Annotated in this window: 12 protein-coding genes; 4 read left to right on the plus strand and 8 right to left on the minus strand. The window is 36.8% G+C overall.

The window, feature by feature from the left end:
* Nucleotides 1-43: 43 nt before the first annotated feature.
* Nucleotides 44-1108 (plus strand): branched-chain amino acid aminotransferase, encoded by a 1065-nt coding sequence (locus tag R2Q77_RS05370; protein ID WP_316802682.1) that lies wholly within the window; start codon nt 44-46, stop codon nt 1106-1108.
* Between the two features lie 141 nt (nt 1109-1249).
* Nucleotides 1250-3370, plus strand: coding sequence for a S9 family peptidase (locus tag R2Q77_RS05375; RefSeq protein ID WP_316802683.1), 2121 nt, complete (start codon nt 1250-1252; stop codon nt 3368-3370).
* Nucleotides 3371-3445: 75 nt separating this feature from the next.
* Here the strand turns inward: R2Q77_RS05375 and R2Q77_RS05380 are convergent, their stop codons facing one another.
* From R2Q77_RS05380 to R2Q77_RS05400, 5 genes are all read right to left on the minus strand, one after another.
* Complete coding sequence (locus tag R2Q77_RS05380) at nt 3446-3910, minus strand: DUF4920 domain-containing protein (protein ID WP_316802684.1); 465 nt, start codon at nt 3908-3910, stop codon at nt 3446-3448.
* A 393-nt stretch (nt 3911-4303) separates the two neighbouring features.
* Complete coding sequence (radA, locus tag R2Q77_RS05385) at nt 4304-5680, minus strand: DNA repair protein RadA (RefSeq protein WP_316802685.1); 1377 nt, start codon at nt 5678-5680, stop codon at nt 4304-4306.
* Between the two features lie 154 nt (nt 5681-5834).
* Nucleotides 5835-7385, minus strand: coding sequence for an Rne/Rng family ribonuclease (locus tag R2Q77_RS05390; RefSeq protein ID WP_316802686.1), 1551 nt, complete (start codon nt 7383-7385; stop codon nt 5835-5837).
* 283 nt (nt 7386-7668) lie between these two features.
* Entirely contained in the window at nt 7669-8544 is an 876-nt protein-coding gene (locus tag R2Q77_RS05395) for a tetratricopeptide repeat protein (RefSeq protein WP_316802687.1), read from the minus strand.
* 11 nt (nt 8545-8555) lie between these two features.
* Nucleotides 8556-8855: an HU family DNA-binding protein gene (locus R2Q77_RS05400; RefSeq protein WP_131538453.1), complete on the minus strand. Its 300-nt coding sequence runs from the start codon at nt 8853-8855 to the stop codon at nt 8556-8558.
* 168 nt (nt 8856-9023) lie between these two features.
* Between R2Q77_RS05400 and mutY the strand changes: the two genes are divergently transcribed.
* Nucleotides 9024-10079 carry an A/G-specific adenine glycosylase gene (gene mutY / locus R2Q77_RS05405; protein WP_316802688.1) on the plus strand — a complete coding sequence of 352 codons (1056 nt, stop codon included), beginning with the start codon at nt 9024-9026 and terminating at the stop codon, nt 10077-10079.
* 60 nt (nt 10080-10139) lie between these two features.
* Nucleotides 10140-10580, plus strand: a complete 441-nt coding sequence (locus tag R2Q77_RS05410) for a single-stranded DNA-binding protein (RefSeq protein ID WP_316802689.1) — start codon at nt 10140-10142, stop codon at nt 10578-10580.
* A gap of 65 nt (nt 10581-10645) precedes the next feature.
* Here R2Q77_RS05410 and glmS read toward each other — a convergent pair whose 3' ends face one another.
* From glmS to R2Q77_RS05425, 3 genes are all read right to left on the minus strand, one after another.
* Nucleotides 10646-12484 (minus strand): glutamine--fructose-6-phosphate transaminase (isomerizing), encoded by a 1839-nt coding sequence (gene glmS / locus R2Q77_RS05415; protein WP_316802690.1) that lies wholly within the window; start codon nt 12482-12484, stop codon nt 10646-10648.
* 144 nt (nt 12485-12628) lie between these two features.
* Nucleotides 12629-14041, minus strand: coding sequence for a DUF4270 family protein (locus tag R2Q77_RS05420; RefSeq protein WP_316802691.1), 1413 nt, complete (start codon nt 14039-14041; stop codon nt 12629-12631).
* Nucleotides 14042-14061: 20 nt separating this feature from the next.
* Nucleotides 14062-14886 carry a glycogen/starch synthase gene (locus tag R2Q77_RS05425; protein ID WP_316802692.1) on the minus strand — a complete coding sequence of 275 codons (825 nt, stop codon included), beginning with the start codon at nt 14884-14886 and terminating at the stop codon, nt 14062-14064.
* Nucleotides 14887-15019 lie beyond the last annotated feature (133 nt).

Raw genomic sequence — 15019 nt, forward strand, 5'->3', positions numbered from 1 at the left:
TTGTTTTCATTATTGAAAAATCACGCATTCAAAATTTAAAGTTATGACCGAGACATTAGACATAAAAATCACGAAAGCGGATCAAACCCGATTAAGCGTTACAGATTTTTCGCAATTACCTTTTGGTAAAGTTTTTACAGATCATATGTTCGTTGCTGATTACGAAGACGGCGAATGGAAAAATTTACAGATTCTTCCTTATGGTCCGATTCTGATGAGTCCGGCAATTTCTGCCTTACATTATGGACAGGCAATTTTCGAAGGATTAAAGGCATATCGCCAACCGAGTGGGCAAATCAGTGTTTTTCGTGCAAATAAAAACTTCGAACGTTTTAATAAATCGGCTTCAAGAATGTCCATGCCAACCGTTCCGGAAGAAATTTTTATGCAGGGGCTTGCTGCACTAATTAATATTGATGAAAAGTGGGTGCCATCACAAGAGGATTATGCTTTATATATTCGCCCGGTAATGTTCGCAACCGATCCTTATTTGGGTGTTAGAGCTTCTGATACATATAAATTTGCTTTATTAACCACGCCAACCGGCCCTTATTACAGTAAAGCTTTAAAAGTTAAAATCGAAACTGAATTTACCCGTGCAGATGAAGGCGGCGTTGGTTATGCCAAAACAGCCGGCAACTATGCCCGCTCTTTATATCCTTTTGAAGAGGCTAAAAAAGAAGGGTATGACCAGTTAATCTGGACGGATTCTGTAACTCATGAATTTATAGAAGAAGCTGGAACGGCAAACTTAATTTTTGTAATTAATGGCAAACTGGTTACCCCTTCGGTAAGAAGTACAGTTTTAGATGGCGTTACACGCGATACCATTATTCAGCTTGCCAAACAACAGGGCGTTGAAGTAGAAGAACGCAGGGTTTCTGTTAAAGAGGTACTTGAAGGCATAGAAAATGGCACTTTAACCGAAGCTTTTGCTGCGGGTACTGCTGCTACAGTTACTCAAATCGGAGAAATTGGTTATCAGGGAAAAACATATCAACTTACGGATTCTGCAAGCAGAACAGTATCAAATGGTATTGCTAAAAAACTAAACGACATCCGCTATGGTTTAGCCGAGGATGAATTTGGCTGGAACTGGGTATTGTAAACCACATAGATTAAAACTTAATGGCTTCGAAATTTTCGAAGCCTTTTTTTATGGCATTTATTTAAACAAAGCAACAAAAGCAATACAAAAAAGGGAATCAGCTTATCCTTTTGTAAATTTCGGACTTATAAAACCAGACAAATGAATAAATCTTTATTTTTTCTTTCTGTAGCAACTGTTTTATTCAGTTACAATGTTCAGGCACAGAAAAAACGACTAAATCTGCAGCAATCAATCGGTGCGCAACCCTCACTTACAAAAATGATAAACCCGGTAAGTGGCTGGGCAGATAATACGCATTATATTGAAAATGATTTACGTGAACGTAAGCAATATGCTGTAGATATTAAAACCGGCGAACGCACAGCTTATACACCGCCACCAAAAAGTGATGTAGATGTATTTGTTAAAGACAAAGATGTTTACATTAAATACGGTAAGGCTGAGGCTAAACGCCTGACCAATAATGCCGACGAAGAAAAAAACCCAACACTTTCGCCCGATGGTAAATACGTTGCTTTTACGAAAAATAATGATCTGTATGCTGTTGAGGTAGAAGGTGGGAAAGAAATCAGGTACACCAGTGATGGTACCGAGGTAATTTATAATGGCTGGTCATCATGGGTATATTTTGAAGAAATTTTGGGCCGGCCAACTAAATATAAAGCTTTTTGGTGGGCTCCTGATAGCAGGCATTTGGCTTTTATGCGTTTTGACGATACCAAAGTGCCAATGTTTCCAATAAACGGTTCCACTGGTCAACATGGTTACACCGAAAAAACACGGTATCCCAAAGCGGGTGATCCTAACCCGGAGGTAAGGGTTGGTTTTGTGAAGTCAGAAGGCGGAACCGTGGTTTGGGCAGATTTTAATGAAAAAGATGATCAGTACTTTGGCATGCCTTACTGGAGTTTTGATGGCTCCAGCATGATGGTACAATGGATGAACAGAGGTCAGGATGACCTTAAGTTTTATGCCGTGAACCCAACTACAGGTGCTAAAAAAGAAATTTACGACGAAAAACAGAAGAGCTGGGTGGATTTAGATTATGTTGGGCGTATTGAATATTTAAAAGACAATAAGCTTTACATTTTAAAAAGTGATAAAACAGGCTGGGCACATTTTTATCTTTATACCTTAGATGGGAAATTGGTTAACCCACTTACCAGTGGTAAGTGGCAGGTAAAAGATTTAGAATACGTGGATGAAAAGAATAAAGTAGTTTATTTTACTGCACGTAAAGAAGCTTCTACCACGCTTGATTTTTATCGAGTGGATTATAGCGGTAAGAATTTAAAACGGTTAACTTTTGGCGATTTTACACATCAGCCTGTAATCTCCCCGGATGGAAAATATTTTGTTACCACTTTTTCTAACGTTTCTACGCCACAAAAAAGATCGTTGGTAGATAACAATGGTAAAATTGTAAAAGAGCTTGCAGATAGCAAGGCAGAAGATTTTGAAGGTTATGATTTTGGTAAAACTGAAATGATTACCATTCCGACTGATGATGGTTATAACCTGCCTGCAGTAATTACTTATCCAACTGATTTTGATCAGACAAAAAAATATCCGGTTGTATTTAGCATGTATGGCGGGCCAAATGCGGGTACCGTAACCAATACCTGGAAAGGAACAGCAAATCAGTTGTGGGCAAATGAAGGGATTATTCAAATTGCTGTAGATCATCGTGCATCAGGTCAGTTTGGTAAAGAAGGGGTTGCTTTAATGCATCGTAATTTAGGGAAATGGGAAATGTACGATTACATTACAGCTGCAAAATGGTTAAAGGCCAAGCCTTGGGTTGATGATAAAAAATTGTTAATTACGGGGCACAGTTATGGTGGCTATATGACTTGTATGGCCTTAACTTATGGCTCTGATTATTTTGACTTTGGATATGCCGGAGCTCCCGTAACCAGCTGGGAACTTTACGATAGCGTTTACACAGAGCGTTTTATGGATACTCCACAAGAAAATCCTGAAGGATATAAAGCCGGTTCGGTATTAACTTATGTAGATAAATATAAAGGTTTACTTCGCATTATGCATGGCGATATGGATGATAATGTACACATGCAAAATACGATACAGTTAATTGATAAACTGGAAAATGCCAATAAACATTTCGAACTGATGATTTATCCAGGTGGAAGGCATGGATGGGCTGGTGTAAAATCGGCTCACGACCGTTCAGAGCGATATCGTTTTTATTATCAGAACTTATTAAACAAACCAGTTCCAGCTGAGTTATTTAAATAATTCGTATTCAAAAGCAAAGCCCGATAGATTAATATCGGGCTTTGCTTTTTATAAGGAATTTATATCTTTTAAATTTTACTTATCTAAAATAACTACACCTTTAGCTTCAAAAGCAAGTTCTTTTTTAGGGTCGGTAATTTTAGCAACTTCCTCTGCTGATTTATGCGCATCTTCAGCATAGTGGCGTAAAGTTTCAACAGAAATGGTTTGTTTTTTAGCTATGCCATCTAAAACCACATTTTTTCCAACAATATCCATTGGCATAAAAAAAGCGTAGTCCTTAAAAGTAACCCGCATAGCCTCTCCATTTGGCATTTCCAAAGTCATCCAGCAACCTTTCTTTTTACACACGTCCACCACTTTACCTTCAATTTTCATGTCGGTAGCTTTTTTATCACCCATTGCGGCTTCCATTTTCGCCGCAGGTTTTACATCTCCCGGTTTTACATCTTCACCAAATTTTTGGCCTTTGTATTCAGCTTGTGCAAAAGCAAAAGCAGTTAGCAAGCAGAAGCTTAAGCATAAAATGATTTTTTTCATCAGTATAATTTGTTTAGTGATTGAAAGAAGTGGTTAGAACATTTAATTTAGTTCATAATGCTTCTGTCTGATTATTTATTTCCGGTTATCTGATTCAAAGTTATTTAAAATTTTTCTAAATAATAAAGCAAAAAAAATCCTCGCTAACTTTCGTTAACGAGGAAAATCATCCCTATTGTTATAGATCACATCCCATGATGTACAACATGGTACCATAGACAAATGTTAATCCAAAATACCATATGCTGTAATTATTTTTATATCTACCTGTAAGCCAGTATTTTACTATAAACATTGCGCGTGTGCCAAAAAGAATAGAATTGGGGAATTGGGTGTTTTTTTTCTCGGTTTGTAGAAAACCGTTGCCCCGATTCCCCGTAGGGTTTTTGCATTTTAACCAAAAATGAGAGAAAATACTTCTTCAATTTTGCTCACAGCTTTAATCTCAATAGAATATTTATCTATGGCAATTCCTTTTAAATTATACTTTGAAATGTAAATGGTTTCAAAGCCTAATTTATCCGCTTCGGCAATTCTTTGTTCAATTCTGTTAACAGCCCTGATTTCTCCTGATAAACCAACCTCAGCGGCAAAACAGTTTTTAGAAGACACGGCAATGTCCTGGTGCGAGGAAATAATAGCAATTAAAACTGCAAGATCAATTGCCGGATCTTCTACCCGGATACCGCCGGCAATATTTAAGAAAACATCTTGGGCGCTCAACCTAAAACCACAACGTTTTTCCAGCACTGCCAGCAACATATTCATTCTTTTTGTATCAAAGCCTGTTGCCGATCGCTGCGGCGTTCCATAGGCTGCCTGACTAACTAAAGCCTGTGTTTCAATCAACATCGGTCTGGCGCCTTCAAGCATGGCCGCTATGGCAATTCCACTCAGTTCTTCATCGCGCTGCGACAGTAAAATTTCTGAGGGGTTTGAAACTTCACGTAAGCCGCTGCCCTGCATTTCATATATGCCTAATTCTGCTGCCGCTCCAAACCTGTTTTTGATAGAGCGTAAAATGCGATAAACGTGATGCCTGTCGCCTTCAAACTGCAAAACCGTATCAACCATATGCTCAAGTATTTTTGGCCCGGCAATGGCCCCGTCTTTAGTGATGTGGCCAATTAAAAAAACGGGTACACCTGTTTCTTTGGCAAAGCGAAGCAATTCAGCCGTGCATTCGCGTACTTGCGATACACTTCCTGGCGTAGATTCTATATGTGCCGAATGTAAGGTTTGTATAGAATCGACAACCAAAATTTCGGGCTGCAGGATTTCTATTTGTTTAAAAATATTCTGTGTTGATGTCTCGGTTAAAATGTAGCAATTTCCTGAAGGTTGGTCTGTAATCCGTTCTGCGCGCATTTTAATTTGCTGCTCGCTTTCTTCACCCGATATGTATAGTAATTTTTTACCTTTTAAATTTAAGGCGAGTTGAAGCATTAAGGTCGATTTTCCAATGCCGGGTTCCCCACCAATTAAAATCAGCGATCCCTCTACCAATCCTCCACCCAAAACCCGGTCTAATTCTTTATCTCCGGTTAAAATTCTTCTTTCGGTTGACGATTGAATTTCATCAACTTTACTGGGTTTACTTAATTTCCGACCTGAGGTATCACTTTTCCACGTAGGAATAGCCGCAGACGTTTTTTCTACAATTTCTTCAACAAAAGTATTCCATTGATTACATGAAGGGCATTTACCCAGCCATTTTGCCGATTCGTACCCACAGCTTTGACAGAAGTATGCAGTTTTTGATTTTGCCAATTGTTTTTAGATTTTAGATTTACGAATTTAGATTTTACCCCGCATAATAAGAGATGTTTTTTTGAACAATCTTTTGCCTACAAATAAATACCGTTTATAAGCAGAAAGCCTGACTTTTTAAAAATCAGGCTTTCTGTTAATGGTGTATTTTGAATTATAATTTTATCTCCTCATCTTTTGCGGAAATAAAGTGAAATTCATTTAAGTAGTATGATGACTGGGCTTTAACTTTTATCCACTGGCCATATTTAAAGAACCAGCGGCGTTGTAAGTTGAAAATACCTTTGGTAATGTAAGCTTCAATATATGGGTGAACGCAAAGCGTAACACCTTTTTCATTTTGCTCTCTTAAAATATAATTCAGGTTATTCTCAATATCATCCATTAAAACGATACTCGCTTTAATTTCGCCGGTACCACCACATGCCGGACATTTTTCTACCGTAACAATATTCATTTCCGGGCGAACACGCTGTCTGGTAATTTGTACCAGTCCAAATTTGCTCGGTGGCAAAATGGTGTGTTTTGCCCTATCCAACAACATCAGCTCACGCAAATAGTCGAATAGCATTTTACGGTTTGTTGGCTTGTGCATGTCGATAAAATCGATGACCACAATGCCGCCCATATCACGTAAGCGTAATTGACGGGCAATTTCTTTAGCCGCTTCTTTGTTTACCTGTAAAGCATTTTCCTCCTGGTTTTCTTTACTGGCTGTGCGGTTTCCACTGTTCACATCTATAACGTGCAGTGCTTCGGTGTGTTCTACAACTAAGTAAGCACCACCGGGTAAGTTTACTGTTTTGCCAAAAGCATTTTTAATTTGCTTTTCTATTCCGAAATGTTCGAAGATGGGTTCTTTTTGTTTGTACAGCTTAACAATCTTTTCCATTTCAGGAGAGATGTCGTGTACATAAGAACGAATATCATCGTACAACTCGGGTGTACTAACGTAAACATTTGTAAAATCAGGATTCAGAATATCACGAATTAACGTTGATGATCTGTCCATTTCACCCCAAACTCTTTTTGAAGGTTCAGTTCCAGGTACCTTTTTAATGAAGTTTTCCCACTTGGCAATTAAATCTAAAAGATCTTTTTGCATTTCGGCAACTCCACGGCCTTCAGAAACGGTTCTGATAATTACTCCAAAATTTTGGGGTTTAATACTTTCAATAATCTTTTTTAAACGATTACGTTCGGTATTACTTTTAATTTTTTTTGATATGGATATGGTATTGGAGAATGGCACCAGTACCACATACCTGCCGGCAATAGAAAGATCGGAACTTAAACGCGGTCCCTTGGTAGAAATAGGCTCTTTGGCAATTTGTACCGGTAAGAGCATATTTTTGCTAAGCACATCAGAAATTTTGCCTGCCTTGTTTATATCGGCTTCGAGCTTTAAATTGTCTAATAATGTGCCTGTAACCGAGCCATTACGCTTGATCTTTGTTAGCTTAATTAAAGATTGCACTTGAGGGCCCAAATCAAAATAATGCAAAAATGCATCTTTTTCATAACCAACATCCACGAAAGCAGCATTCAGACCGGGCATAATTTTTTTAATGCGGCCTAAATAAATATCGCCTACGGCGTAGTTATTATTAATTTGTTCTTTGTGAAGCTCAACAAGTTGTTTGTCTTCAATCAACGCTATGGTAACTCCGGCAGGAGTCGAATTGATAATTAATTCTTTTACCAACAGCTACAGATTTTAAGGCTTTCGCCCATTAACAAATGGATAGTAAATAAGAAAACATTGATGTAGCCGGATTTCATATCATAAAAAAATCATATAAAAGTATTTAAACCTCATAGTGTTTACCATGAGGTTTAAAAGGCTATATCAAAATAAGAAACTATTTTTTCTTATGTCTGTTTTTTCTTAAACGTTTTTTACGTTTGTGCGTAGCCATTTTATGTCTTTTTCTTTTTTTACCGCTTGGCATAGTTTTAAGTTTTAAATGTTTTTATTAATCTGTTAATTAATTTTTATTCTTTAGTTCAGCAACCTTCTTATCGATAAAAGAGGATAAGGTTGGATTTGCCGCTAATTTTTTGCTTTTTAAATAAGCATCTACTGCTTCTTTGTTTTTACCTAAATTTTCTAAAGCGGTTGCTAAATAAAAGTAGGCCTCAGGTGTTGGTGATTGAGCAATCACGGTATTAAAACGTGGAATTGCCTTGTCAAACTGACCTGATTTTATAGAGAATAATCCTAAATTCATATTTGCCTTAATATTTTTAGGGTCTTTGGCTACCACCTCAAGTAACATTGCAATACCTTGCATTGGTGCACCTAAGCCATTCACTATTGTAACACCTAATCCTGTTTTGGCCTCAATGTTTGTTGCATCTTTCTCTAATGCATTTTTAAAGGAAGTATTTGCTTTCTGCAATAAAGCAGGTTGGGCTAAACTATCCTGTGTACTTTCAAAGGCTCTTAAAAATTTGTTTCCTGAAGCCAACCATGTTGATGAAGATGGATTGCTTTGGGCTACAACTTCTAAATAAAGCGCAGATGGAGTAATTTGCTCTACATCATCCCATTTCTGGGCTAATTGTTTTGCAAGTTCAATTTTTTCAGCACCCTTGGCATTTTGGTAACTGTTTTCTAAAACGGTAATGTCTTTAGCTAAGCTTTTATTAATTACATTTTTAGCAGCTTCTGATGCTTGTGTGATGCTTATAGAACCGGTAGCAGGGGCCTGAGATCCAGCCATAGGGCCAGAAGCTGGCATTTTACCGTTTTCTTCTGTTGGTTTTACTAAACCTTTAATATCTCTTGTAAATAAAAATGCAACAAGCAATAAAATCGCTCCTATAATGATGGTTTGTTTTGATCTGATGCTGCTATTCACAATATGATATTTTAAGCTTCTACTTTAATTTTTTTGTTATTTTTTACTTTATCAACAAACACTTTTGCTGGTTTAAAGCTTGGAACGAAATGTTCAGGGATAATTATTGCAGTGTTTTTAGAGATGTTTCTCGCAGTTTTCTGTGCTCTCTTTTTAACAACAAAGCTTCCGAAGCCTCTTACGTATACATTTTCGCCGCCAATCATGCTAGTTTTGATAACTTTGAAAAATGCCTCAACCGTTTCCTGTACGTCAACCTTCTCAATTCCGGTTTTTGTTGATATTTCTGAAATAATATCTGCCTTAGTCATATTTTATTATTTATATATATTGTGTTTTAATATTATAACTGTTTTGGGGTTGCAAAAGTATTGCTTTTTAATGAGATAGGGAAATAAAAGATGATTTTTTTATCTGCGTTCTTATCACCGGAATGCAAGTTTTTTTAAAAATGAATAATTACACCGTAATTTGCAGTAATGATATTTCAAAATGAACTGATTAACTGGTACAACATAAATAAAAGAGATTTGCCCTGGAGGCACACTAATAACGCTTATGTAATATGGTTATCTGAAATAATATTACAACAAACCAGGGTTGAGCAGGGCCTTCCTTATTTTAATAAATTTTTAGATAATTTTCCGGCTGTTTCTGATTTTGCTGGCGCTAACGAGGCTAAGGTGCTTAAATTATGGCAGGGTTTAGGTTATTATTCGAGGGGTAGAAATATGCATGCCACAGCTCAGATTGTGATGAAAGATTTTGGCGGTGTTTTTCCAACCTTACATGATGATTTAATCAAATTAAAAGGCATTGGGGGATACACCGCTGCTGCCATATCATCTTTTTCATCCGGCGAAGCAAGAGCAGTTGTGGATGGAAATGTTTTCAGGGTTTTAGCCAGATATTTTGGAATAAGTACGGCGATTAATTCTCCGGCCGGTAAAAAAGAGTTTTTTATGTTGGCTAATGAATTGCTTTATCGTGCTGATCCTGCCTTGTATAATCAGGCCATTATGGAATTTGGCGCATTACAATGTAAGCCAAAATCGCCCAATTGTGGCGTTTGTCCGCTAAGCCAAACTTGTTACGCTTATAAACATAAACAAGTAAATATTTTACCGGTTAAACTCGCTAAAGCTGAAAAAAAGCTTCGGTTTTTTAATTACCTGGTTTGTATGGATGGCGATCAGATATTAGTGCGGGAAAGACAGGCGGGCGATATTTGGCAGCACTTGTACGATTTTCCTTGTATAGAAACATCGGATACGGTTAAAGCTGGCGACCCAGGTTTGGATGATAAAATTTCGGAATGGTTCGGTGAAAATGCTACTTACCAACTTAAAAATGCTAAAAAACATATTTTAACGCACCAAATTATACAAGTACAATTTTTTGAGTTAAAAAATTATATATTTAACTTTAGTAAACAAAAGGAACTTAATTGGGTTTCTTTAGATAGATTAGATGAATTACCGCAACCAAAAGTAATCCATGATTTTATTGTGGAAAACTTGGCTCAATTAAGGTAGAGTAACTAACTGCCTTGTGTAGTGGTAATTATTGCTTAGAAACTAACCAAAAAATATTTTATGTCAGGGATTAACAAAGTTATTTTAGTAGGGCACTTAGGTAAAGATCCTGAAGTGCGGCATTTAGATGGTGGCGTAACTGTAGCCAGTTTTCCATTAGCAACTTCAGAAACATATAATAAAGACGGTAAAAGGGTAGAGCAAACTGAATGGCATAATATTGTTTTATGGCGTGGGCTTGCTGAAGTGGCTTCGAAATATTTGCAAAAAGGTAAACTTGTGTATATTGAGGGAAAGTTAAGAACACGATCCTTTGAAGATAAGGAGAAGGTAAAAAAATACGTTACCGAAATTGTAGCAGAAAATTTTACTATGCTGGGCAGGAAAAGCGATTTTGAACAAACACCATCTACAAGTGTACTTCCGCCAATTAATGAAACTAAAATTGATGATGAGTTTACGATAAACCCCTCAGATGAAAATGGAGATTTGCCATTTTAAAAAATAAATACAAAGAAAAAGCCCCGATTTTTTTAAGTCGGGGCTTTTTCTTTTAATAACATTTTCTATTCTACTGTTACAGATTTAGCTAAATTTCTTGGCTGATCCACATTACAGCCACGCATTACGGCAATGTGGTAAGAAAGTAACTGAAGTGGTATGGTTGCAAGTAAGGGCAAAAATGCTTCATTTGCATCCGGAATCTCAATACAATAATCTGCCATTTTCTTCACTTCAGTATCACCTTGTGTTACAATGGCAATTACTTTACCTTTTCTTGCTTTTACTTCCTGTATATTGCTGATTACCTTTTCGTAAGAAGAATTTTGAGTTGCAATAAATACAACAGGCATTTCTTCGTCAATTAAAGCGATAGGACCGTGTTTCATTTCGGCTGCAGGATAACCTTCGGCATGGATGTAAGAAATCTCCTTGAGCTTTAAAGCGCCCTCTAAAGCTACAGGGAAACCGCTACCTCTTCCAAGGAATAAGCAGTTGGTAGAATCTTTAATTTGCGATGCAACTTCTTTAATTAAATCGTTCGATTCTAAAGCCAGTTGTATTTTCTCTGGAATATGATCAAGCTCAGTTAAAAGTTCAATCATTTTTGACGTGGTAATGGTTCCTTTTTGTTGTGCCATGTAAAAGGCCATTAAAGTTAAAACAGTTACCTGGGCTGTAAATGCCTTGGTTGATGCAACACCAATTTCCGGACCGGCATGGGTATAAACTCCGGCATGCGTTAAACGTGGAATGGATGCACCAGCAACATTACAGATTCCAAAAATCGTAGCACCTTTTTCTTTGGCCATTTCAATGGCGGCCATTGTATCTGCAGTTTCCCCTGATTGGGAAATGGCAATTACCACATCTTTTTCTGTAATAATTGGATTGCGGTACCTGAATTCAGAAGCATATTCAACCTCAACGGGAATACGTGCATATTCTTCAATCAAATATTCGCCAACCAGCCCCGCATGCCATGAAGTGCCGCAGGCAACAATGATAATACGATCTATATTTTTAAGCTTTTCGGCAAATTCTTTAATACCACCTAACTGTACTTTACCTTCTTCTGGGTAAATACGGCCGCGCATACAATCTTTAATGGATCTTGGTTGCTCATAGATTTCTTTAAGCATAAAGTGCTCAAAACCACCTTTCTCCAGCATTTCCAGTTTCAATTCTAACTCCTGAACCAAAGGAGTTTGTACAACATTGTCTAACCTTTTTACTAAAAGATCATTTTTGGTAATTAAAGCAATTTCGTTATCGTTTAAATAAATTACATTTTTAGTGTATTCTATAATTGGAGTAGCATCAGAAGCAATAAAATATTCGCCCGCTCCTACACCTATAACCATCGGACTGCCTTTTCTTGCTGCAATTAAGCGATCAGGATTTTCTTTGTCCATAATCACAATCGCATAGGCGCCTATAACTTCGTTAAGAGCCAAACGAACGGCTTCCATCAAATCTATTTGTTCCAGTTTTTGAATCTCTTCAATAAGGTGAATCAATACCTCGGTATCGGTATCGCTTTTAAATTCGTGCCCACGGTTAGTAAGCTCTTCTTTAAGGGTAGCATAGTTTTCTATAATGCCGTTATGTATGATAGAAAGTTTGCCATTGTTAGAAGTATGAGGATGCGAATTCCGGTCGGATGGAACCCCGTGGGTAGCCCATCTCGTATGTCCCATACCAATAGATCCGGTAAGATCCTGATCTTGTGTAAATTCTTCAAGAACGGCAACCTTGCCTGCCTTCTTGTAAATATGTTGTCCGGTATTATTCATCAGGGCAATGCCTGCGCTATCGTAACCGCGATATTCTAATCTTTTAAGGCCCTTTAAAACAATTGGCCAGGCTTCTCTATAGCCAATATAACCTACAATTCCACACATGTTTTTATAAATAAATTGGGTCAAATATAATAAACAAACGTTTGTTTACGTATTTAGACGCTAATTTTTTAATGAAGATTTGGTGAATAAACAAAAAGCCCTTGCTTAATTTATAAACAAGGGCTTTTTGAAAGTTTTTTTGCTTTAATTTATTTTGGTGTAATAAATATTTAGCTTAACCTTATTAGCTGTATTTCCATTTCCACCTATAATAGCTCTTTCTGCTGAAGCACCTGTAGGGGTTATTTGAAACTCTGTTAATGGGGTTACAGAAAGAAATGTTCCATAATCCTCTTTCTTTTTATCAATTAAGTCCTGGATGTAACTGGTCACAATAAATACATATCTGTTTTTAAGTGAATCATAATAACCTCCAAATGTTCCATCGCTTAGGGCTCTTGGGTCACCTGTATAGGTCGTGCCTGAAGTGGTTGTGCCAGATTGGTCACGATCCGGAACATTAACAGGTTGTTGAGCAATATCCCAGCGGTATAAAGCAAGATGCTGTGCTGGATTAAACGGATAAGCATAAGTTCCGGCGCTTAAATCCACAACAAGTTCTGCCTTGTTAATAACAGATTTACCATATGTAGAGGTAAAGTTTACCAGGTTAGGGAAAGAAAGTTTGGTTCTAACACCACCAAGGCCCTGTACGTAAGTAGATGTAAATGTAGTTGGACTTGTAGAAGTTAATTGTGTTTTAACGGGTGTACCGGTGTAATCGTGTTTAATACTTGCTGCAACGCCGGTATTTGGTATTGGAAAATTAACACTTATAGTATCAATTCCACTTGTTGCGTTTACTTTTTTATACACCAACTGTAAATAAGAATTACCTGAAGCGAAATTAATAAAAGCAACCCCACCTGTATTTGTATTGGTTACTGTAGCAGACAGTCCTTTAAAATATTCAACAAATTTTGAATCTGTTGTTGTCCCTGTTATTGGTAGCTTAATAATCGTATTTTGTATAAACTGTTTGTCTAATTTAATTCTGATTTGTGCTTTAACCGTTTTTAAGGTGTCAGGTTTGCCAGATACGATATCGTAAATTTTTATAGGAGTATTTGGGTAAATTTTACTGTTAAAAGAACCTAATAGCTGGCTCTCATATGGTTGGGCAGTCGAGCTTTTGTAATCTGAAACTTTATTGGTTAACTGATGTACAGCAATATTATATACAGAGTTTGTTGTATCTCCATAAAATTTAGTATTTACATTAGCCGTATCTATACGTAAAACCAATATAGCAGAGTCTAACACTGATGTTCCAAAGTCATAGCTTGTTGTGTATGGTAACACAGTCATAGCCAAACTGGACTCTGTTGTTCCAAAAATAGGATCAACCATTCTTCCTAATGGATATCTGGTTAATGAAGAAGTACTAAAGGCTGGTTCCTCAACAGTTTGTGATGTAATTAACTGGTTATCTACTAAGGTACCAACAATTGCCGTATTTGGATCAACATCTAAACCAACGCTGTCAGGGTTTTTGCAAGATGCAAAAAGAAAAAGACCTATCAACAGGGTTAATAAGTCTTGTTTTATAAATTTCATATTTATTATTAATAGTCTAATTATGCAACTGAAACCAATTCATCATTTGAAATTTCTTCATAAAAATTATAGAAGTTTTCAAAATTTTCGGTTAAGTTATACGCTAAAGTTGGCTTATTAGAATCTTTAACAAATTTTAACACTGCTGCATCCAGGTTTTCGTTGGCCAAAACTACTGCATCTGCATGTGTTACAGCGCCAATATGCATGCTGTTGCAATCAGAAGCTTCGAAAGCTTTTGTGTCTGCTTCAGTCATGTTAGCCATTACAGCTTTTTTAGAAAAATTAGCATTTAACTTCTCTGTAAAACAATCTTCATATATAGAATACACCACTTTTGAGTTTTTGAAAGTAGGATCGTTTTTGTAGGTTGTTTTAATATAAGCAGGAACCAAAGAACTCATCCATCCATGACAGTGAACAATATCTGGTGCCCAGCCTAATTTTTTAACAGTTTCTAACGCACCTTTACAGAAGAAAATTGTACGCTCATCATTGTCATCAAAGAATTTGCCGCTGGCATCTCTAAATACTTGCTTGCGCTGAAAATACTCTTCGTTATCCAAGAAATAAACTTGCATACGTGCAGCTGGGATGGAGGCTACTTTAATAATTAAAGGGTTATCGTTATCATCAATAATGATATTCATTCCTGATAAGCGGATTACTTCGTGTAAACGATTTCTTCTTTCATTGATGTTACCAAATTTTGGCATCAGAATACGGATTTCGAATCCTTTATCCTGCATTGCTTGTGGTAATTGACGTGTGATTTCTGAAATTTTAGTAAGCTCGAGGAAAGGCGACATCTCGTGTGTAACAATCAGCAGCTTCGTTTTTGCCATCTCCATATTTTAAGAAAATATTAAGTTAAATAAAAGATAATGAGCTGCAAAGATAAGCATAATAATACTATTTATCAATATAGCAAGCATTTGTTTGGTTTCGTTTAGATTAATTTACACCTTTACGGCTTTA

It is taken from the genome of Pedobacter nototheniae, assembly GCF_032678625.1.
GTDB lineage: Bacteria > Bacteroidota > Bacteroidia > Sphingobacteriales > Sphingobacteriaceae > Pedobacter > Pedobacter nototheniae_A.